General features: G+C 60.2%; 18 protein-coding genes. 6 read left to right on the forward strand and 12 right to left on the reverse strand.

The window, feature by feature from the left end; genetic code table 11:
- Window positions 1-25: 25 nt before the first annotated feature.
- From ntrX to dusB, 5 genes are all read right to left on the reverse strand, one after another.
- A complete protein-coding gene (gene ntrX, locus ACRANW_RS10435) occupies window positions 26-1408 on the reverse strand; it encodes a nitrogen assimilation response regulator NtrX (protein WP_479431725.1) in 1383 nt (460 codons plus the stop codon).
- Between the two features lie 46 nt (window positions 1409-1454).
- Complete coding sequence (locus ACRANW_RS10440) at window positions 1455-3623, reverse strand: sensor histidine kinase (protein WP_479431726.1); 2169 nt, start codon at window positions 3621-3623, stop codon at window positions 1455-1457.
- A 141-nt stretch (window positions 3624-3764) separates the two neighbouring features.
- Window positions 3765-5210, reverse strand: coding sequence for a sigma-54-dependent transcriptional regulator (locus ACRANW_RS10445; RefSeq protein WP_479431727.1), 1446 nt, complete (start codon window positions 5208-5210; stop codon window positions 3765-3767).
- 14 nt (window positions 5211-5224) lie between these two features.
- Entirely contained in the window at window positions 5225-6289 is a 1065-nt protein-coding gene (locus ACRANW_RS10450; RefSeq protein WP_479431728.1) for a two-component system sensor histidine kinase NtrB, read from the reverse strand.
- Window positions 6290-6334: 45 nt separating this feature from the next.
- Window positions 6335-7351: a tRNA dihydrouridine synthase DusB gene (gene dusB / locus ACRANW_RS10455; RefSeq protein WP_479431729.1), complete on the reverse strand. Its 1017-nt coding sequence runs from the start codon at window positions 7349-7351 to the stop codon at window positions 6335-6337.
- 79 nt (window positions 7352-7430) lie between these two features.
- On the opposite strand from dusB, the gene ACRANW_RS10460 reads away from it, so the two are divergent.
- From ACRANW_RS10460 to ACRANW_RS10470, 3 genes are read left to right on the forward strand one after another with little or no spacing between them, the layout of a single operon-like run.
- Window positions 7431-8603 (forward strand): bifunctional 2-C-methyl-D-erythritol 4-phosphate cytidylyltransferase/2-C-methyl-D-erythritol 2,4-cyclodiphosphate synthase, encoded by a 1173-nt coding sequence (locus ACRANW_RS10460; protein ID WP_479431730.1) that lies wholly within the window; start codon window positions 7431-7433, stop codon window positions 8601-8603.
- Window positions 8600-9163 (forward strand): hypothetical protein, encoded by a 564-nt coding sequence (locus tag ACRANW_RS10465; protein WP_479431731.1) that lies wholly within the window; start codon window positions 8600-8602, stop codon window positions 9161-9163. Before ACRANW_RS10460 ends, ACRANW_RS10465 begins: the two co-directional genes overlap by 4 nt.
- 7 nt (window positions 9164-9170) lie before the next feature.
- On the forward strand, window positions 9171-9683 hold the full coding sequence (locus tag ACRANW_RS10470) for a CinA family protein (protein WP_479431732.1): 513 nt from the start codon (window positions 9171-9173) through the stop codon (window positions 9681-9683).
- Here the strand turns inward: ACRANW_RS10470 and ACRANW_RS10475 are convergent.
- From ACRANW_RS10475 to ACRANW_RS10485, 3 genes are all read right to left on the reverse strand, one after another.
- The gene (locus ACRANW_RS10475) at window positions 9644-10105 is read right to left on the reverse strand and encodes a type II toxin-antitoxin system RatA family toxin (RefSeq protein WP_479431733.1); all 462 of its coding nucleotides are present in this window, start codon (window positions 10103-10105) and stop codon (window positions 9644-9646) included. The two genes, ACRANW_RS10470 and ACRANW_RS10475, sit on opposite strands and share 40 nt — an antisense overlap.
- A complete protein-coding gene (gene lipA / locus ACRANW_RS10480) occupies window positions 10105-11076 on the reverse strand; it encodes a lipoyl synthase (protein ID WP_479431734.1) in 972 nt (323 codons plus the stop codon). Before lipA ends, ACRANW_RS10475 begins: the two co-directional genes overlap by 1 nt.
- A 139-nt stretch (window positions 11077-11215) precedes the next feature.
- Window positions 11216-12580, reverse strand: coding sequence for a hypothetical protein (locus ACRANW_RS10485; protein WP_479431735.1), 1365 nt, complete (start codon window positions 12578-12580; stop codon window positions 11216-11218).
- A 320-nt stretch (window positions 12581-12900) separates the two neighbouring features.
- Here ACRANW_RS10485 and gyrA point away from each other — a divergent pair, with 320 nt between their 5' ends.
- Window positions 12901-15711, forward strand: a complete 2811-nt coding sequence (gene gyrA / locus ACRANW_RS10490; RefSeq protein WP_479431736.1) for a DNA gyrase subunit A — start codon at window positions 12901-12903, stop codon at window positions 15709-15711.
- Here gyrA and ACRANW_RS10495 read toward each other — a convergent pair.
- Window positions 15704-16369, reverse strand: coding sequence for a lysoplasmalogenase family protein (locus tag ACRANW_RS10495; protein ID WP_479431737.1), 666 nt, complete (start codon window positions 16367-16369; stop codon window positions 15704-15706). The two genes, gyrA and ACRANW_RS10495, sit on opposite strands and share 8 nt — an antisense overlap.
- Window positions 16370-16457: 88 nt before the next feature.
- Between ACRANW_RS10495 and trmFO the strand changes: the two genes are divergently transcribed.
- Window positions 16458-17843, forward strand: coding sequence for a methylenetetrahydrofolate--tRNA-(uracil(54)-C(5))-methyltransferase (FADH(2)-oxidizing) TrmFO (gene trmFO / locus ACRANW_RS10500; RefSeq protein WP_479431738.1), 1386 nt, complete (start codon window positions 16458-16460; stop codon window positions 17841-17843).
- Between the two features lie 4 nt (window positions 17844-17847).
- Here the strand turns inward: trmFO and ACRANW_RS10505 are convergent, their stop codons facing one another.
- Both ACRANW_RS10505 and ACRANW_RS10510 read right to left on the reverse strand, forming a co-directional pair.
- Window positions 17848-18309 (reverse strand): EF-hand domain-containing protein, encoded by a 462-nt coding sequence (locus ACRANW_RS10505; protein WP_479431739.1) that lies wholly within the window; start codon window positions 18307-18309, stop codon window positions 17848-17850.
- Window positions 18310-18353: 44 nt separating this feature from the next.
- Window positions 18354-19013, reverse strand: coding sequence for a hypothetical protein (locus ACRANW_RS10510; RefSeq protein WP_479431740.1), 660 nt, complete (start codon window positions 19011-19013; stop codon window positions 18354-18356).
- 213 nt (window positions 19014-19226) lie between these two features.
- Between ACRANW_RS10510 and ACRANW_RS10515 the strand changes: the two genes are divergently transcribed.
- Entirely contained in the window at window positions 19227-20894 is a 1668-nt protein-coding gene (locus ACRANW_RS10515; RefSeq protein WP_479431741.1) for a TadE/TadG family type IV pilus assembly protein, read from the forward strand.
- Here the strand turns inward: ACRANW_RS10515 and ACRANW_RS10520 are convergent.
- Window positions 20895-21955, reverse strand: a protein-coding gene (locus ACRANW_RS10520; RefSeq protein WP_479431742.1) for an IS630 family transposase whose coding sequence is annotated in 2 segments (ribosomal slippage) — window positions 20895-21463 and window positions 21463-21955 — 1062 coding nt in all. Because the reading frame shifts where the segments join, the coding sequence is not laid out codon by codon here.
- Between the last annotated feature and the right edge of the window lie 11 nt (window positions 21956-21966).

Below are 21966 nucleotides of genomic sequence, written 5' to 3' on the forward strand. Positions count from 1 at the left end.
AAAAATGACCGAGCATGGCTTACGGTCAATCCTCGTCATCGCGCCTGTCGGCCATGCCCAACAGCTTGAGCTTGCGGTGCAATGCCGAGCGTTCCATGCCGATGAACGTCGCGGTCTTTGAGATATTGCCGGAAAAGCGCCGAATCTGGATGGCAAGATATTCGCGCTCAAAGCTCACCCGCGCCTCGCGCAGCGGCACGCCCATGATCGCTGACAGGCTGTCACTGGCAAGGCCGATCTGACCGCCAATGATTTCGGGTGGCAACATGTCGGGCTCAACAATGCCGAGCTTTTCACGCGGGGTCATGATGATGGTGCGTTCCACAACGTTACGAAGCTGCCTGACGTTGCCCGGCCAGTCATAGGCCTGGAACGCAGCCATCGCCTCGGTGGATATCTCCGGTGGAGCAAGACCTTGATCATTTGAGTAACGGGTGAAGAAGTGTTCGGCGAGCGCGGGAATATCCTCGCGCCGCTGCGACAATGCCGGCAGCACGACCGGCACCACGTTCAGCCGGTAGAACAGGTCCTCCCGAAAACGCTTCTCGGCCATTTCGACGGTAAGATCGCGCGTGGTCGAAGACACCACCCGGACATCCACCCCGATCTGCCGAGTTCCGCCAACACGCACAAAGCTCTGGTCGGTCAGCACCCGGAGAATGCGGGCCTGCGTCGACAACGGCATGTCAGCGATCTCGTCGAGATAGAGCGTGCCGCCATCCGCCATTTCAAGCAGTCCGGGGCGCATCTGCTTGCCGCCCGACTCTTCACCAAACAGTTCCTGTTCAAAACGTTCGGGCGTGATGCGCGCAGAGTTGACCAGGACAAAGGCCCCGTTGGCGCGTGAGCTCCAAGCGTGGAGCAACCGTGCGGCAACTTCCTTGCCCGCCCCCGGAGGCCCGGAAATCAGCACCCGGCTGCCGGTGTTCGCCACCCGCTTCAAGGTTGCACGCACAGCGTTAATTGCGGGCGAATTGCCGGTGAATTCCGCGCTGCCCCAGCTACCTTCGCGCAGACGGTTGTTCTCGCGGCGCAACCGTTCCGTCTCGGTAGCACGTTCGACCAGCAGCAACAGTCGCTCGGCCTCGAACGGCTTTTCAATGAAATCCATCGCCCCGCGCCCGACTGCGGCGACCGCGGTGTCGATATTGCCGTGGCCTGAAAAGATAATAACCGGCAGGTTCGGCTCGCGTGCCTTGATGGCGTCCAGCAGTTCAAGCCCATCCATCTGGCTACCGTGAAGCCACACGTCGAGCAGCACCAAGCTGGGGCGGCGCTCGTCGATCTTGGCGAGCGCTTCGGTGCTGTCGGCAGCGGTGCGACATTCATAGCCTTCGTCACCCAGCACGCCGGCCACCAGTTCACGAATGTCGCGTTCGTCGTCAACGATCAGGATTTCTATCGCCATGGAGCTGGTCCTTCGGCTGTCAGTTCAGGGGGAAACGAAAGCAGGGTCACAGCGGCCTGTCTTCGATAGGTTTGGGGTTGCGTGCAAAACGCAGGCAGACACGGGTGCCGCCACTGGGCGTGCTGGCAAAGCTCATGTCCCCACCATGTTCGTCGACGATCTTGTTGACGATGGCAAGGCCAAGGCCGGTGCCCTTTTCACGGGTGGTCACGTAAGGCTCGGTGATCCGGTCCCGATCATTGGGCAATCCGATGCCGTTGTCTTCAATAATCACCATAATCGCATCGCCGGCGTCCTGCAGAATGGCGGCGATTTCGCCAGCATAAGCGCCCTTCGCCTCAACTGCGCGCGCCTCGACCGCTTCGACCGCATTCTTGAGCACATTGGTCATCGCCTGACCAAACTGGTGGCGATCACAATGAACTTCACGGTCACTCAGATCCGATGAAGCGACGCTGAAGGCAATTCCGGAATGGGCAACCTCTTGCAGGAACACGGCTTGCCGAACCAGATCGAGGGCGTCCTCATCGCGAAACACCGGCTTGGGCAGCCGCGCAAAGGACGAAAATTCGTCGACCATCTTGCGAAGCCCGCCAACCTGCCGGACGATCGTGCTGGTCAATTCGTCAAACAGCTCGCGGTCTTCGTCGCTCACCTGCTTGCGATAACGGCGCTTGAGCCGCTCGGTCGCCAGCTGGATCGGGGTCAGCGGATTCTTGATTTCGTGCGCGATCCTGCGCGCCACGTCAGACCATGCAGCCTGCCGCTGATCCAGCAATTGCCGGGTGATATCTTCAAAGGTGATCACATGGCCACTGGTCCCCGGCGCAACCTTGACCGCAAGGGTCAGAAGCTCTGTTCCCTTCGCGTGAGTTATGATCGCACGCTCCTTGCGCCCCGTGATCATGCGGCGCAATTCAGGCGAGATCATTTCAAGCGACTGGCCAATCATGCCTACGCCGCTCGCGCCATTGCCCTCCGACCCAAGCAGGGCCTGGGCGGAAGAGTTCATCAGCGTCACGCACGCGTCTGCATCGACCGACACCACGCCCGCGGTCACCGACTCAAGCACTGCTTCGGTGAAAGCACGGCGATCATCGATCTGGCGATTGGCGCTTACCAGTGCCTGCGTCTGCTTTTCCAGCTGCCCGGTCATGCGGTTGAACGCGCGGTTGAGCAGGCCGATTTCGTCCGCCCCGGTGCGCCCTTCGAGGCGCAATGCAAAGTTGCCCTGCCCCACCTTGCGTGCCGCGCCCACGAGATTTGTCAGCGGTTCAACCTGCCGATCGGCAAAGCGAAGCGCAAACCAGATTGCGAGGCTCACCAGCAGCAGGCTCACCCCGACCAGGGCAATGTTGAATCGCAGCTGAAGCGTGCGTGCGCTACCGGTAAGACGATCATAGGCGGTCACGATCGACTGCGCGCGCGACCATGAGTTGAACATAGTCTCTTCGGTGGTTCGAGCATTATAGAGATACACACCCGACTGCGGATCGATCGGCACTAGCGCCTCGATCCGCTCCGGGCTGCCGACAACGACAGCCAGCGCGCCACTATCGAGCTGTGGCACCGCATCCCGGCTGAAAGTCAGCGGGTTGCTTTCCAACGTCAGGTTGAGTGCAGCCGCCGTCCGGAATGATCCGTCGGTCATGCGTTGCAGGATCGCACTTTCGGAAATCTCACGGCCTTGTGCCTGATAGGCATAGAAATCGGGAAAGTCGGGATCGGTGATCGGCACCCGCGCAAGGATTTCGCGCATGTCCGTCGCCATGATCACGGTGTTCTGTTCGACGTTGCGCTGATTGGCGTCGTAATAGTTCTGCGCCAAGGCATTGGCGTTTTCCATCAGCCCGCGCGATTCATCGGAAAACCAGAAATCGACACCGGTCTGGAACAGGAAGGCCGCAAAACCCGCCACCAACAAGGTCGGGATCGCCGCCACCATCGAGAAAAAGAAAACGAGCCGCACATGCAATCGCGCTGTGCTGCCTGCTGCGCGCCGCAGCGCCAGACGACGACCGATCAAAACGAGCAGCGTCATCGCCGGCACAAGCGTCGCCATAAGCAGCACCGAAACCCACATCGTCGGCAAGAGATTGTCCGGCTCGCCACTCTGGCTGTAGGCGGACCATGTCCCCCAGATGGCGGTCAGCAATGCGATGACCGCGAGGACCTCAAGCCACAAAAAAACATTCGCCCGCCGCGCAGCAATCATAAAACGCCGCCACCAGCGCGGCGGGTGGCGCAACGAAATGCTCAGCGAATGGGGTGGGGATGGCTCCATCGTTGCCGCTTTACAACAATGGTGTGGTAAACATGCAAGATCATTCTGATGATCTGCCCCGCGCCAGCGGCGTTACGTTGCGATGAAACGCTCTGGCTCAAGCCCGAGTTCGCCGATCCGTTTGCGCAACGTGTTCCGATTAATCCCCAACAATTGCGCAGCGCGCAACTGATTACCGCCGGTGCGGCCCAGCGCATATTCGATCAGAGGCCTCTCAAACGCTGCCAGTGCGCGGTGGTAGACCGCGCCTGAAGGCGGGCTCTCAGTTGCGAGCCAGCTTAAGAGCGCTGTCCCGAAACCGACCTCCCCGCTCAAGTGGGGCAGCGCTGTTGGCGTATTTTCCGGCCCGATGATGTCGTCGACGCTGTCAGCGTCAATCCGCTCCTCGCGGGCCATAAGCGCTAGGCGATAGACCACGTTGCGCAGCTCACGCACATTGCCGCGCCAGCCCCGCCGTTCAAGCCGCTCAATCGCTTCAGGAGTGAGCAATCGACGCGGCAGACCATCCTCGGCGGCCAGCACCAGGAAGTGCTGCACCAACGCGGCAATATCCTCACGCCGATCGCGCAACGGCGGCAGCACAATCGGCACCACGTTGAGGCGGTAGAACAGATCTTCGCGGAAAGTGCCCGCGGCGATCATCGGGGTCAGATCGCGGTTGGTCGCAGCGATGATTCGGACATTAACCGCAATTTCCTGCCGTCCGCCCACGCGCCGGATGCGGCCCGATTGCAGCGCACGCAGTAGCCGTGTCTGAGCTTCGGGCGGCATATCGCCGATCTCGTCCAAGAACAGCGTGCCGCCGTTGGCTTGTTCAAATTTGCCAATGGCCTGCGCAATCGCACCAGTAAACGCGCCTTTTTCGTGGCCGAACAGCTCGCTTTCGACGAGATCTGTAGGGATCGCGCCGGTATTGACCGCAACAAACGGCCCGCTGCGGCGGTTGCCAAGCTCGTGGATCGCTTCAGCCACCAGTTCTTTGCCGGTGCCGCTTTCACCGGTTACCAGAACAGTCAGATCATTGCGCAGCACGCGCGTTATCATCCGGTAGACGCCCTGCATTGCCTGGCTGCGCCCGACCAGCGGCATTTTCTCGCTTTCACTCCCGGTCATCGCATGGCCAAGTTCTTCGGCCGCAGGCGAGCGCTTGCCGGCAGCCTGCCGGACAGCATGAACCAGATCGTCAAGATCGAAAGGTTTGGGGAAATATTCGAAAGCGTCGCTTTCGCTCGCGCGCACGGCGGTATCGAGCGTGTTCTGCGCCGAAAGCACAATCACCGGCATATCCGGCGCACGGTCACGTACCGCCGTAAGGCTGGCAAGCCCGTCGCCGTCTTCAAGGATCACATCGGTCAGCATCACCGCAAATTTGCGCGCGGAAAGCTGCTTGTCGCGCGTTGCGATACTGCTGCAGTGGGCAATCGCAAAGCCTTCATCTTCCAGCGCGGCAATGATAACCGTGGCGATGGCGGCATCATCCTCGACCAGCAGGATGAGATCGGTTGCAGTTGTGGGCATAAGCCGAAAAGGTCCTAAGCCTGCGGCAAATGCAGGCGAAAATGCGTAAGCCCGGCGCGCGGATCGCGCTCGTGACTAACACTGCCGTTCATATCGCGCACCAGTTTACGCACCAGCGACAGGCCAAGGCCCTGGCCGGAGGGCTTGGACGAGACGAAGGGTTCGAAGACGTGGCCCTGCAAGGTGGGATCAATGCCCGGGCCATTATCGGAAATGGTAATCTCGATCGGGAGCGGCACCGCGCGGCCATTGCGAATGGCGCTGAATGCAAGTCCACTGACAAACCGGGTCTGGACGATCACAAAGCTTTGTGCGCCAGCCCCGCCCGGCCCCAAGGCCGCATCGCGTGCATTCGAGATCAGGTTTATCAGCACCTGTTCCAGCGCATCGCGATTGGCCAAAATCGGCGGAAGCGATGGGTCAAACTCTTCGCGGATTTCCACTTCGCCAAGCGTTGATCCCGCCGCGCGCATGGTTGCGATAGCGGCGCGGATTGCTTCGTGCGGATTGCAAGCATCCACTGGTCCTGTGCGGGTGCTACCAAGTTGTTGCATCCGGTCAATCAACCGCGCGATCCGGTCAACCTCGTCGGTGATCATGCGGGCCAGCTTCTTGTCCGCATGTGCAAGCTTGCGCGAAGCCAGCTGCGCGGCACCGCGGATCGCGGCAAGGGGATTCTTTATCTCGTGTGCGAGCACGGCTGGCGCACCCAGCAGCGCCTCTCCGCCGGGGGCCGCTTCCTCATGGCCGATCTGCGACAATGTCACCACGCGCCAGCCTGGAAAACCGCCGAGCGGTGAGGCTGTAAGATTGATGCGGGTCTGCGCCTTGCCAACCGCGATCAACAGATCGCGCGCTACAAGCGCTTCATCACTTGCGAGAAGACGAGCCTCAACCCGTGGATCAAGCGGTCCGATCCGGTCCACCAAGCACGTGCCCAAAAGCCGGCTTGCGCTGGTCCCCAGCAGGTCTTCAGTGGCGTGATTGACTTCCGCTATCCGTCCTTCGCAATCGATCAAAAGCAGTGCGAAGATAAGCCCTGACAGCTGCGAACGGGGATCCGGACGGGCCTGAGCCACAAGCGGATCGCCACCAACTCCCTCAGTCGGGATTGCTGGCACAGTTCAGGCGGCCTGCTGCATCAGGAAGGGCGTGTAAAAGCGCTCAATCTCACCCAGCACCTGATCAGCATCATCGATGAAATTGGCCATGTTGCGGAACTCGGCCGAACCATGCAGCCCTTTAGTATACCAGCCCAGATGCTTGCGCGCCATCTTGACTCCGGTGATGTGACCATAGTGGTCGAGCATCCGACGGTAGTGTTCGACCACCAAACGATACTGCTCGTCGATGCCGGGCGTTGCGCGTTCTTCACCAGTACGCCACCAGTGCATCACCTGCCCCAGCAACCACGGTTTGCCGTAAGCACCGCGACCGATCATCAGGCCATCGGCGCCCGATTGCTCCAGCGCGTTGGACGCGTCCGCGATGGTGCAGATGTCGCCATTGACGATCACAGGGATGTTCACCGCGTCTTTGACCTTGCGGACGAACGCCCAGTCGGCGCTGCCCTTGTACATCTGGTTGCGGGTGCGGCCATGTACGGTGATCATCTGCACGCCGATATCCTCGGCCATGCGGGCAAGATCGGGTGCGTTGAGACTATCGTGATCCCAGCCCATCCGCATCTTGACTGTTACCGGCACCTTCACCGCTTTGACCGTGGCTTCCATCAGCCGGACGGCAAGCGGAACTTCGCGCATCAGGGCGCTGCCAGCCATCTGGCCGACCACCTTGCGCACCGGGCAGCCGAAATTGATGTCGATAATTGCCGCCCCGTTGCCTTCCTGAATTCTCGCCGCCTCAGCCATGCTGGCAGGATCGCAGCCGACCAGTTGCATTGACACCGGCTCCTCGATCCGGTCCCAAGCGGTCTTCTGCGTGCTCACTCTGGTCTCGCGGATCGCGGCTTCGCTGGCGACCATTTCGGTGACGTTGAGGCCCGAGCCATAGCGCCGCACCAGCGTGCGGAACGGCATGTCAGTCACGCCGGTCATTGGCGCAAGCACCACCGGCTCGGCAACCGTGACCGGGCCGATGGCAATCGGCTTCAGGGCCGGCGGAGGAGGAAGCGTGGTCATATCACGATGATTGCCTAATAATTGGGCAAGCGCTTAGTGGATTGCCGAAAGCGCGTCCAGACCCTAAGCGAACGCCGCGATGGCTGGCTCTGCTTCCCTCCCCCCGTTCGCCGCGATTGTCGTGGCCGCTGGCAAGGGCCTGCGCGTGGGCGGCGAGATGCCAAAACAGTTTCGCGCATGGCACGGCAAACCGTTGATCCGCCAATCCGTCGAGGCCCTGGCAGCTGCTAGCGCCAACCCGCTGGTGGTGGTGATTGCGCCGGATGCGCGCGATCATGCCGAGCAAGCCTTGGCCGGCATAACGGGCGTTACATTCGTTATCGGCGGCGTGACCCGTCAGGATTCGGTTCGGTGCGGGCTTGAGGCGCTTGACGCTTTATCGCCCGAAAATGTGCTGATCCACGACGCCGCACGCCCCGACCTGCCCCACGCGGTCGTTGACCGACTGCTGAGGGCGTTGGGCGAGCACGCCGGAGCGATTCCGGTGCTGGCGGTGGTCGACAGTCTTGCGATCGCCAGCGGCACCGTCATGGCGGGCAAGGCCGATCGCGAAACCCTGCGCCGTGTGCAAACACCACAAGCCTTCCGCTTCCCTGCCATCCTCGCCGCGCACCGCGCCTGGATTGGCACAACAGATGCGGGTGACGACGCGCAGGTGTTGATGGCAAGCTCAGGTTCAGTCGCGTTGGTCGAAGGCGATGAATGCCTCAAGAAGATCACCTTTGCGGAGGATTTTGTGAACACCGCCCCCCTTCCCGCTTTCCGCATCGGTCAAGGCTTTGATGTCCACCGGCTGGAACCGGGTGAGGAATTGTGGCTGGGCGGCGTACAAATCCCCCATGACAAAGGCCTTGCAGGCCATTCCGACGCCGATGTTGCTCTCCACGCGATTACCGATGCCGTGCTCGGCGCGGTTGGCGAAGGCGATATCGGCACGCACTTCCCGCCAAGCGATCCGCAATGGCGCGGCGCGCGGTCTGGGCAGTTTCTCCAGCACGCTGTCAGCCTTGCGCGCAAGGCCGGCTACGCGATCGCCAATCTCGATCTCACACTGATCTGCGAGGAACCCAAGATCGGACCTCACCGTCCGGCCATGCGTGCTGAGGTCGCCCGGCTGATGGGAATTGAGGAAGGCGCTGTCAGCATCAAAGCCACCACCACCGAAAAACTCGGCTTTACGGGCCGCGGCGAAGGCATTGCCGCACAGGCCATCGTATGCGTCACCCTTGCCGTTGAAGGAACTGCCACATGACTCACCGGATGATTGCCGCCATTGCCTTGGCCGCGCTGGCCACCTCGCAGAATGCCGTTGCTCAGGCGCAGGCCTGCGTCGCCCCGGCCGATCTGTCGGACGCCGTAGTTTACGCCATGCCAATCGCTTACGATGCGACCCGTACGGCCTGCGCAAATCGCCTTTCGGCCAACGGCTTTATGGCGACCGGTGGCGAAGCCTATATCGGACAATTTCGCGCCGGGCAGAACCAGGCGTGGCCAGGTGCGTTTCGCACTCTCAAGACTTTCATGGCGTCCGATAGCGCAGGCGAAAGCGGCGCGCCGGTGGAGATGGGCGCGTTGCTCAGTGCCATGCCTGAAGAGTCCTTGCGTCCTTTCGTCGATGCTCTTGTTGGACAAATGCTTGCCGATGGGATCAAAGGCGATTCCTGCGACAAGATCGAGCGCGGGCTGGAACTGATCAGCCCTCTGCCAACGCAAAACCTTGGCGGTCTCGTCGCTTTGATCGCTGCGATGACCGAGATGAAAAGCCCACCGATCTGCGGCGCTATTACTCCTGCCGATCCGGCGCGGAAGTAGGTCTGCTGTGCCCCTGTCCTTGTTGCCTGATGATATTGCCGCCCTTGCCGCCCGCGTGATTGCCGAAAATGCCGCCGCCGGGCGGCAAGTTGCTCTGGCTGAGAGCTGCACCGGCGGGCTGGTAGCAGGCGCGTTGACCGAAATCGCAGGCTCGTCAGCCGTCTTCGATCGCGGATTCGTGACGTATTCGAACGAAGCCAAGATGGAGATGCTGGGCGTTGCTCGCGATATAATCGAAGCCTTCGGCGCCGTTTCGATCGCCTGCGCGTGGGCAATGGCCAAGGGTGCGCTTGACCGTTCAAAAGCCGATGTTGCCGTGGCCATTAGCGGCGTCGCAGGTCCGGGCGGCGGTACACCGCACAAACCGGTCGGCACCGTGGTCTTTGCCCGCGTCGTTCGCAACGGCGCTGGCGATCCCGAAGGCGAACTGCGGTTTTTCGATGGTGGCGAAGGCCCAGAAGGCCGCGCTGAAATTCGCCGTCAGGCTACGCTATGCGCGCTGGAATTGCTGTTACCGTAGAGCTGCGCCGCACGCGTCTCAAATGCCTCGACCATCTTGCGGAATGCGCGATCAAAATATTGCCCAGCAATCCTTTCGAAAAGACGGTTCTTGAAGGTAAACTCGACCAGAAAATCAATCTCGCAGGTGTGATCATCCACCACCCGAAACGTCCAGATATTGTCGAGATCAGACAGCGGGCCGTCAACGTAATGAACTGCGATTTCCTCTGCGCGTTGTTTGGTAACGCGCGAGGTGAAGCTTTCACGGATCGCTTTGAAGCCCACCACCATGTCTGCGACCATTTCCGTTTCGGTGTTTGATCGCACGCGCGTGGCGATCACCCACGGCAGGAACTCGCCATAGCGGCCGACGTCCGCAACCAGATCAAACATCTGTTCAGCGCTGTACGGGAGGCGACGGGTTTCGCGGATGCCAGGCATCAGACGGCAGCCTTTGCTCCGGCTCGCGCCAGTTTTTCTTCTCGCGCGGCCCGCATCTTCGCAAAGTCGTCGCCTGCGTGATAACTCGACCGCGTCAGCGGGCTGGAGGCGACCTGAAGAAACCCCTTGGCCCGCGCAATGGCACCGTAAGCGGAAAACGCTTTGGGCGTCACAAATTCATCAACGGCGGCGTGCTTGGGTGTGGGCTGGAGATATTGGCCCATCGTGATGAAATCGACCTCGGCCGAGCGCATGTCGTCCATCACCTGATGCACTTCGAGGCGTTGTTCGCCGAGCCCCAACATGATGCCCGATTTCGTGAATGTCAGCGGATTATGCGCCTTCACCTCCTCCAGCAGCCGGAGCGACGCGTAGTAGCGCGCACCGGGGCGAATGGTCGGATACAGCCGCGGCACGGTTTCGAGATTGTGATTGTACACATCCGGCCCCGCCTCGCAGATCATCTCCACCGCGCGGCGCATCTTCCCGCGAAAATCAGGCGTGAGAATTTCGATCGTGGTGTCTGGGGTGTTGCGGCGCAGCGCCTCGATTACCTTGACGAATTGCGAGGCACCGCCATCGGGCAAATCGTCACGGTCGACGCTGGTGATGACGATGTGTTGAAGGCCCATCTTGGCCGCAGCAATCGCGGTATTTTCCGGCTCGAACGGGTCGACGGCCTTCGGCATCCCGGTTTTGACATTGCAGAACGCACAGGCCCGCGTGCACACATCGCCCAGGATCATCACCGTCGCATGCTTCTTGGTCCAGCATTCGCCGATATTCGGACAGGCGGCCTCTTCACAAACGGTGTGAAGGTTCAGTTCGCGCATCAATTTGCGCGTTTCATTGTAACCTTGGCTTACAGGAGCGCGCACGCGAATCCAGTCAGGCTTGCGCTGGCGGGCGGGCCGGTCGGCAGCGTCCTTCGAAGGAAGTGCGGGCTGCGGCGTGCTTGAAAGATCATTCATGAGGCGTCATTTAGGCGCGCATTCCTGCTCCCGCAAGCGCAGCGCTGGTTGCATTTCCGGCATTGCCCCTGCCAAAAAAGAACGCCGGGAGGTTAAACCGCCCGGCGCCCGTCTTTTTGCCGATCAGGTCAGCAAACCATCAACCGCCAGTTGCGGTCGCGGTGCCCGCGCCACTGCCTGCAGTCTGCATGGCATAGGCGCTCCACAATTTCGCAATCGGCGCACGCGTGCCATCCACCTTTGCAAAGGTAGCTTGCGCCGTAGCAACATCGCCAGCGCCGATCTGGGCAATGCCCAAGCGGGTCATGGCAAGATTACGATCCACTTCGGGCATCCCAAGGGCACGTTCATAAAAACCGGCTGCCTTGGTATATTCACCGTAGCTTAGGAAAGTATCTCCTGCCGCCAAAATCGTACGAAGCTTGGCCGAAGGCGAATTGGCATCACGCTCAAACGATGGAAGCGCTGCCCGGTCCTCAGCAACAAGGCCACTGGCTGTCTTGAATTGTTCGTCGACCCAAGGATCACTGCCTTTGGGGATCGCGCCAGAAGCATTGGCTTCTTCAATAATCGACTTCACCTCCATGGGCAGGCGACGCGAATCGGCTGCCTCGATATAAAAGATGTAATCATTCTTATCTTTGAGCGTGCCCACTCGCTGGCCAAGGCGCAGCAGATCAAGCAGAACCGGGCCATCATAGTCGTTGAGGTTGCGGGTGATATTCACCGCATCGCGCCAGTTATTTTCGGTGGGCACGTCCATCACCCAATTCTGAACGAGTTCATAGATTTGCGGCTCGATCTCGTTGTTGTAGGCAATTTGTACGCCGCGAGCATACCACTTCGGGTTCACCGGCTGACCCTCGGCCTTGGTCTCAGCAATCAGCGTGTTGACGTAATCAAGGCCCTCGGCGTAGCGTTCTTGGGCAAATAGCAGTTCGGCCCGGTTCATCTTCACGTCAGCGGCGGTGAGATTGGGTGCGCTGTAATTCAGATCAATCGCCTGCTGCAGATAGGTATCAGCCTTTTCGTATTGCTTGAGCGACGTTGCGATCTGGGCAACGACGAAGGCAAAGCGGGCGGTGTCTTCTGGCTGCGTTTTGCCACTGGCCAACATCGTTTCGGCACCACGCATCTGAAGCGCGTTGTCCTTACCGGTGATCCCCGCATTGAACAGCATACTGCCCACTGCAAGTTTCTCGTCGGGAGACGACGCCTTAGTTGCAAGGGCTTCGATCTGGGTTTTGAGCGCGGTGACATCGGCCGCTGGGTCTTTCAACGCAGCTTCGATCGGCTGGTATGCCTCAACGAATTCCTTTGAATAGGCAGGCGCAGCCTTCTCAGCCGACGCGTCCTTTTTCTTTTTCTGGGCGTAAGCTGCCTCAGTGAAACCCGGAACCGTAAGCACGGCTGTGCCTCCGGCAAGCGCAACGGCCAAAGCCAACTGGCGCGTCAGATTGCCAGCCAAAAGGCGGGGGCGACGGGGCGAAGACAAATAGGTCACTGCATCCTCCAGATATAAAGCGGGGCGTCGCGCCAGTAGTGGCCCATACGCTGCCGAAATTTCGTCCGAGCCTTAGAACGGCTCATACGACATTTGCAAATCTTGGTAGGCGTACCGTGCTGAACGAGCTTTGAATGGCGTTGCCAGATGGTCAAAGCGATATGCTTGCAAATGTGGAAAAATGCACGCTGTTCCCCCTACGTTCGGAGCACAAGGTGGCGCAAACGACAGCGGAGGACTAGATAGGGGTATTGTATCGGGCTCGATAGGGCCTGAAGTGCCGCAGCGGCACCAAACCACAAGCAGAAACGGCCCAGATCTTGAGCGACGACAGCGACATTCTCGATTCCCCCGCCCCCTCACCGATGGGCGGCTTTGACCGCATCGATATCGTCGATGAGATGAAGTCGAGCTACCTCGATTACGCGATGAGCGTGATCGTCAGTCGCGCTTTGCCTGATGTCCGCGATGGCCTGAAGCCGGTGCACCGCCGGATCCTGTGGACCTGCCAGGAAAACGGATATGTTGCGGGCAAGGCTTATCGCAAGTCCGCCCGTATCGTCGGCGATACGATGGGTAAGTACCACCCTCACGGTAACAGTGCGATCTATGATGCGCTGGCGCGCATGACCCAGTCGTGGTCGATGCGGGTTCCGCTGATTGATGGTCAGGGCAATTTTGGCTCAATGGACCCCGATCCGCCAGCCGCCGAGCGGTACACCGAAGCACGCCTCGAACGCGTCGCACAGGCGCTGCTAGCCGATATCGAAAAGGATACCGTCGACTTCCAGCCCAATTATGATGGGACCGAACGCGAGCCGACCGTTCTGCCCGCACGCTATCCCAACCTGCTGGTTAACGGCGCGGGCGGCATCGCCGTGGGCATGGCGACCAACGTGCCGCCGCACAATCTGGGCGAAGTGATCGATGCCTGTTTTGCCTATATGGACAATCCCGCAATCACGTCTGAAGAACTGATCGAATACATTCCCGGCCCTGATTTTCCGACCGCGCCGCTGATCCTTGGCACGCATGGCGCACGGCAGGCCTATACCACCGGGCGCGGGTCGATCCTGATGCGCTGCCGTCACGAAGTGGAAGCCACCCGCGGTGCCAAGAGCGAGGGCCGCGAAAGCATCGTGTTCACCTCGATTCCCTATCAGGTCGGGAAGAACAACCTGGTCGAAAAGATCGCCGATGCGGCCAAGGAAAAGCGGATCGAAGGCATTTCCGACATCCGTGACGAAAGCTCGCGCGAGGGCGTGCGGGTGGTGGTCGACCTCAAGCGCGATGCGACGGCGGACGTCGTGCTCAATCAGATCTGGCGTCACACCCCGGCGCAATCATCATTCCCAGCGAACATGCTGGCTATCCGCGGTGGACGCCCCGAAACGCTGCACCTGCGCGATTTCATTGCCGCTTTCATCACCTTCCGCGAGGAGGTGATTACGCGCCGTACCAAGTTCGAACTCGCCAAAGCGCGTGAACGGGCACACATTTTGATTGGCCTCGTAGTCGCGGTGGCCAACTTAGATGAAGTTGTGGTGATGATCCGCACCGCGCCCAACCCGGCTGAAGCCCGCGCGCGATTGCTTGGCAAAGAATGGCCGATTGGCGATATCGCGCAGTACATTCGGCTGGTCGAAGCGATCGAGCCGAGCGCAGATCAGGAAGGCGGCACCTATCGCCTGTCGGAACGCCAGGTCAAAGCCATCCTCGAACTGCGACTCCACCGTCTGACCGCGCTCGGACGGGACGAAATCGGCGGCGAATTGCAGGGGCTTTCGGTTGCGATCGAAGAATATCTTTCGATCCTTGCAGACCGTGTGAAGCTTTATGGTGTCATGCGCGACGAATTGGCGGAAATTCGCGCCACTTACGCCACCCCCCGTGTCTCCGAAATCGCGCCTGCCTGGGATGGTCTTGAAGACGAGGATCTGATCGAGCGTGAGGACATGGTGATCACGGTCACCCATGATGGTTACATCAAGCGCACGGCGCTCAGCACCTTCCGCGCGCAGGCACGCGGCGGCAAGGGGCGTTCGGGCATGGCGACCAAGGACGAGGACGCCGTGGTTGAGCTGTTTGTTACCTCAACTCACAATCCGGTCTTGTTCTTTACCAACACAGGCCGCGTTTACCGGATGAAGGTGTGGAAGTTGCCCGAAGGCGGCCCGCAAACCAAAGGGCGCCCAATGGTCAATCTGCTGCCGCTCGCCTCCGAAGAGCGCGTCACCAACGTGCTACCGTTGCCTGAAGACGAGGCGACCTGGGCCAATCTCAACATCGTCTTTGCGACCGAACAGGGCATGGTGCGCCGCAATTCGATGGACGCCTTCACCAACGTGCCGACTGCCGGCAAGTATGCCATGGGCTTCGTCGAAGGTTCGGGTGACCGTTTGATTGGGGTGGAACTGCTGACGGAAGAGCAGCAGATCTTCCTCGCCAGCGATTCTGGCAAGGCGATCCGCTTTGCCGCCACGGACGCGCGCGAAACCAAGAGCCGCACCGGCATCGGTGTGCGCGGCATGAACCTCAAGAAAGGCAGCAAGGTCGTCAGCATGGCGGTGCTCGACCCGCTCACGGCCGATATGGAAACCCGTGAGGCTTACCTTCGCGCCGCAGCGTGGAAGAACAATGACACCGCCCCCACCCTGTCCGACGATCAGATGACGGATATGGCCGACGGCGAAGAGTTCATTTTGTCGCTCACCGCCAACGGCTACGGCAAGATTTCTTCCGCCTACGAATACCGCACCACGTCGCGCGGCGGGCAGGGGATTACCAATATCGGCACGCCTGATAGCAATCCGGAACGCAACGGGCCTGTGGTGGCCAGCTTCCCGGTGAAGCACGGATCGCAACTGATGCTGGTGACCGATCAGGCCAAGCTTATCCGGCTGGGGATCGATTTCCGCCATCTGATTGAAGGCGGGTTCGACGAACACAAGGGCTTCTCGGTCTCGGGACGCGGTTCTTCGGGCGTGCGCATCTTCGACGTTGCCAAGGGCGAACATATCGTCGGCGCGGCCCTGATCGACGAGACGACCGAACCGGAAAATCCGGCAGAAGAAGCCGTGGCTGCCGAACGTGGTGCCGAAGCGGACGCGGGCGAGCCGCCCGTCACCTGATGGGCTGCTCTCCGCGCAAGCATTGCACGATGCCAGTGGCGATCATGACCTGCCCGGCGTAGTAAAGCGGCCAGATCAGCACGTCGGGCAGCGGCGCTAGGTCAATCGTACCCATGCGCGAAAAGAGCAACCAGTCGCTCAGCACAAACAGGACGGCGCCTGTGCCGACCCTGTAGCGCGGAAAGTGGCTCATCCACGCGGCCGAAGCCATAGCGCCAAGGAACGCAGCGTATAGCGCTATCTGTGGGTCTGCGCTTAGCACAAAGCTTATCAAAGGCGTGCCGATCAAAAGACCGGCGCCCATAGCCTTTTGTGTGGGCGAGGGCCGCTTGTGGCGGTTTCTGAGATACAGCGCCAATGCCACAAGATGCGCAGCCGTGAAGAAGATACCACCAATGACAAAATCGAGCTCAATCGCGATATCGCCTGCTGACGCCAGCACGAGGGCTATGACCAGCAGCACGCCATCAATGCCCCGGCGCGTGTGGGGAACGCGCATCAGAACGTACAACGCTAATAATGCGACGCTTGCGCCCTTGGCGATCAGACCCCAGGTGCCCTCGCCCACGGGATTGTCGCGCAGAAAATAATAGGCTGTCGCCGCCGTGATGCTTGCCAGCAGCCACGGCCTTTGTTGCATAAGCGCCTGTTTTGCCATGTCTTGCTCTATTCCTGTGGCCGATACCGCCCGTATACCGTGCGCGCAGGGCTTGCAGGTGGGCTAACACCGAATTACCTGCCCTGCCATGACCGCAAAAGCGAATTTGCACGATGTGCACATCATTGGGGGTGGCCTCGCCGGGAGCGAGGCAGCCTGGCAGCTTGCCCAACGCGGGGTCCGGGTGCGTCTGTCCGAGATGCGCGGCAGTGGTGAGATGACGCCTGCACACCAGACCGATGGCCTCGCCGAAATGGTCTGTTCCAACTCGTTCCGCTCGGACGATGACACCAAAAATGCGGTCGGCTTGCTGCATCACGAAATGCGTGCGCTTGACAGCCTCATCATGCGCGCAGGCGAAGCGGCGCGGGTGCCAGCCGGCAGCGCCATGGCCGTCGACCGCGATGTCTTTTCTGCCGAAGTGGAAAAGGCGCTTCGGGCCCATCCCAATGTCACCATCGTGCGTGAACGGGTCGACACACTACCCGAAGGCGGCCTGACCATCGTCGCGACCGGGCCGCTTACTGCCGAAGCGCTGGCGGGCAGCATCGTGCGCGCCACCGGGGCCGAACGGCTTGCCTTTTTCGATGCCATTGCGCCCATCATCCACCACGACAGCATCGATATGAGCAAATGCTGGATCCAGTCACGCTGGAACAAGCGCAACGAGGCATCGAACGAAGGTGGCGATTACATCAATTGCCCGATGAGCCAGGAGCAATATCTTGCCTTCCACGCGGGCCTGATCGAGAGCGAGAAGTCCGAATTCAAGCAATGGGAAAAGGACACACCCTATTTTGATGGCTGTATGCCGATCGAAGTGATGGCCGAACGCGGGGTCGAAACGCTGCGCTATGGCCCGATGAAGGGTGTGGGGCTGGACAATCCCTTTGATACCACTCCTGAATTCCCCCAAGGGCGCTGGCCCTATGCCGTGGTCCAGCTGCGTCAGGACAACAAGCTTGGTACGCTGTGGAACATGGTCGGCTTCCAGACCAAGATGAAATATGCCGCGCAGATCGCGCTGTTCCGCACCATAACGGGGCTGGAGAACGCGGAGTTTGCGCGGTTGGGCGGGCTGCACCGCAACACGTTCCTCAATTCGCCTGAAGTGCTCGATCGTCAGCTGCGCTTGCGCGGAGCGCCGCACATCCGGTTTGCGGGGCAGGTGACCGGCTGCGAAGGCTATGTCGAAAGCGCGGCGATCGGCCTGGTCGCCGGGATGATGACTGCAGCAGAACTTGCCGGGCGCGATTGGCAGCCCCTGCCCGCCACCACCGCAATGGGGGCCCTGCTCAGTCACATCACCGGCGATGCCGACGCGGCGACCTTCCAGCCGATGAACGTCAATTTCGGTCTGTTTCCGCCGCTGCACGAAGTCGGCAAGAAGGTGCGCAAGGAAGCCTATACCGATAGGGCCAAAGCCGATCTGGCACACTGGATCAGCGAAACGCGTGAAGCAGTGCCCGCCTAAAGGATCAGCATTTACAGGCGGGCTTTTTCGCCGCTGGCTTGGGCGCCGTTGTGGCGAATTCCCGCACGGTCAGGCGTTCGTCACCATCGCTATCGGCCTTCTCGAAGCGGTTCACGGTTGCGACGGCCCATTCCTCAAACGTCAAAAGATTGTTGCCGTCCTTGTCGAGGGCGCGGAACGCATCCGTGCGCGTAGACAACATTTCGTTGCGCGTGATGAGCCGGTCCCGGTTGCGATCATAGCGGAAAAACCGCTGCTCCTCCCGGCTGAGGCCGCTGACTTCGGGCGGTGCCGGGCCGGTCATGGTGCCAGGGTCGGCTAGTGGAAGGGCATCAGGGTCGGGCGCTGGCTCAGCGACCGGCGGCGGCGGCGCGCTTTGTTCGACCGCAGCACGGCCTTGCCACCAGAACATTCCGACGCCGGCAAGGGCGAGCCCCCCGAACGCTCCCAACACGGCCTGTCGCAATGGTCTGCCCCCATTTGCTGCGTAGACTTTGTAAATATACCCAATTAGTTCGGAAAGATAGCAGCCTTGAACGCGGCGAGCGAAGCCCCCCGCCCCTCCATCAATGGCCGCCCTCCACGCTCAAGTGCGCGCCGGGCCAAGACATCGAGCACGGCAAGGCCGCGCAAGCCTCTCGGAAATGGCATGGACTTAATCACTGTCATTCTCATGGTCGCAAGCCCTGCCGCGATGATCGCCGCACGTTCGTCGTCGTCCGATACTGCTGCCGCAGCATCGGCCAGTGCCCAGCGGGAACCTGCAACGGCCAATCGCTTGGCATTCTCAGGCGCCAGCGCCGCAAAGAAAGCGCCCCGCGACATACCGAAGTCCGCCGCATCACTTTGGCCGAGGGTCTGTGCACTGACGAAAATCTCCCACCCATCGACCATCGCAACAAGCGCAGCTTCGTTGCCGGCCCAATGACGCCCGATGCCATCGAGCACCACATCACCACGCGGACGTTCGGCGACGGACTTGCCCAGTGCATCGCGCCACCATGCCAGCCGCATCTGACCGAGCATCGGCTCTGTTGTGCGCATCACGATCCGCGCCAAGCGCCGATCTAGCTGGAAGGCAATGCGTAATGAACAACGAGCGTCAGGACTGCACCAAGCCAGAGCGAGTTCCGCTTCGGGCGGCAGCTTTTCATGAAGGTTCTCGGTCACGCCCCCAGCGCCTAACCGCCACCCTGCACACTTGGCAAGCAAACTGTCTGACAGTGGCACACCACACCAATGAAGCAGATCGGGGCGACGGCTTAGGACTTTGCTAACCATACCTTTTGGCAATCCGCTAACCAGGACACTCTAGGGGAGAAGGCTGCATCTGGATTGTGCGCGATAGTATTCCGCGGGCATCGGAAGAAGGGCAGCAAAGACATGGGGCGAGAAAACCAGGGCAACGCATCATTCATGCGCTCATTGTTGCATGATACCGCAGCCAACACGCTGGTGATCTGCGCAGCAGCGATGGTACCCATCATGGCGATGGTCGGCAGCGGGATTGACGCAAGTCGCTATTACATGACCGCTTCGCGCATGCAGGCCGCCTGCGACGCTGGCGCGCTGGCCGCCCGGCGCGCGATGACAAATGATACGTTTACAGAGGCGCAACGCCAGGTTGGTCTCAACTTTTTCGATCAGAATTTCCCCAGCGACATGTTCGGCAGCGCAAACCGCGCGCGCAATTACACCAGCAATGGTCAGGGCGTTGTGCAAGGCACAGCCAGTTCGCGGCTGCCGACAACGATCATGAGAGCTTTCGGCTTTGAAGAGTTCAATATTGCGGTGTCCTGTTCGGCGGAAATCAATATTTCGAACACCGACGTCATGTTTGTGCTCGACACGACAGGTTCGATGAATTGTCCTGACAACAACATCGCCGGGTGTCCGTCCGGAAACAACAACAACGTCGAAGTCAGCAACTCCTTGATCCGAGGTTTGCGCACTGCGGTTATGAACTTCTATGACACAGTAAATTCAGCGACATCGCCTAATGCTCAGGTTCGATTTGGTGTGGTACCCTACGCCAACTCGGTCAATGTCGGCTTTGATCTTCCACGCCAGTATCTGGCCAACAATCACACCTACCAGTCGCGTGTACCGGTTTTCAAAACCGTGAATTACGTCATCCCCGGAAATGGTGTGAAGCTCGGCGACCCGATCGTTATTTCCGAAGGTACGGAATGGATCACACGCCTTACCAGCAATCTGGGATCGTCGACCACAAGCCATTTTTACTACAATAACCGCAACAATGATCCGAGCCGGGTCGACAGTTCCGACCGGGATCGTTGCCAAATCTCCAATCGCGGCACCTACAACGTCGGCCCACAGACTTGGACGATCAGCGCAACGCAATATGTGCTGAACCAATACGGTAGCGCGCCATCCTCTTCGCGCGCTGGCTGCCGTGGCACGGTCCGCAAGACAAGGCCGGCTACGTCGGCCGATGTGATCCCCGACAGAACAGAGCAGCGGATCGAGTTTGACTATTATCGCTATTGCACAGTCGATACAAATGACCCGACGCCCTGTGGTGTCTCAAATCCCGCCGGCAGCCCAGCCGGGTGGGAAACGGTCGCCTTCAGCACGATCTATAACAACAACTCGATCCAGTTGCCTATCGGTACGGATGGCACCATGCAGACAGTGACATGGAAGGGTTGTATCGAAGAGGCACAAACCGTCAACACAGGCGTTTTCAGCCCTATTCCGACAAACGCCTTCGACCTCGATATCAATTTGAAACCTGCCAACGAAGCACAGCGTTGGAAGCCGCAGCTAAATGCCGCTGTATGGCAGCGCTATACGACCACAGCCAATTTCGGAACTCCCAACACAAACACCGTAAATACACCGCTTGATATAACCAACTGGAACATGGCGAGAGAACCGGCCTGGGACCTGTGTGTACAGCCTGCGCGCCGACTGTCGAAAATTTCCCGGACTGACCTCTTCAATTATGTAACATCACTCAAGGCCTTGGGTGGCACCTATCATGACATCGGCATGATCTGGGGCGCACGTTATACCAAGTCCCATTGATCAGAACCCATGCGCCCATTGGCGCATGCCGATGGACATGATGCGCCAGGGCTGATCGACGAGCTTGTTCCAAGCGAAGCAGCAATGGTCGACGATGTCGTCGTAGGATGAGAAGATGCGGTTGGAGAGCCAGTTGTCGCGCATGAACTGCCAGACGTTTTCGACGGGGTTGAGCTCCGGGCACCTGGGCGGCAGCGGCATGAGAGTGATGTTGGCGGGCACGACCAGTTCCGCCGAGCCATGCCATCCGGCCTGATCGAGGATCAAGACGGCATGCGCCCCCGGCGCGACGTGGAAGGCGATCTCTTCGAGGTGCATGCTCATGGCCTCGCTGTTGCAACGGGGCATGACGATGCCAGCACCCTTGCCCTCGGCGGGACAGATGGCCCCGAAGATCCAGGCTGAGGCCCGGCGCTGGTCTTTGGGCGCACAGGGCCGGGTTCCGCGCTTGGCCCAGCGGCGGGTGAGCTTGGTCTGTTGGCCTATGCGCGCCTCATCTTGCCACCACAGTTCTATCGCGGTGCCGTGCGGCAAGGATAGTCGGATTTTTGCCAACTGGCCTGCGAAGTTTTTTTAAAATCGGCAATGTCATCCGCTTTCTGGCCACGATGACGAGGGCGGGCCGAGAGCTTGCGGAAGCCCAGCGCGCGCATCTCACGGCTCAGCGTCTGTTTGGTAATCGACAGGCCAAACTCATCCCACACCCACTGCGCCAGATCGATGAGACGCCAGCGGACAACCCCGTGCGCCGCAGGAATCGGGCCTGCTTCAACTTGCTGCGCAAGAGCGCGGCGCTGCTCATCGCTCAGAATCGAGACTTTGTCGGGGGCCTTGCGTGACATCAGCCCGTCCGGGCCATCAGCATTGAAGCGGATCACCCAATCCCGCACGACCTGCAGCGTCACGCCAGCCGCTTTGGCCGCTTCGCTCCGGCTGCTGCCGTCCAGGATCAAGCCCAACGCCAACAACCGCCGTACCTGATCCGGATCGTCACATCGTCGGGAAAATCGGCTCAAATCCCGCGAAGTGAAATCTGATCGAACACCAATCGCCGTCGCCATCGCAAGCCTCC

Source organism: Erythrobacter sp. 'gip.4 top 5', assembly GCF_056495765.1.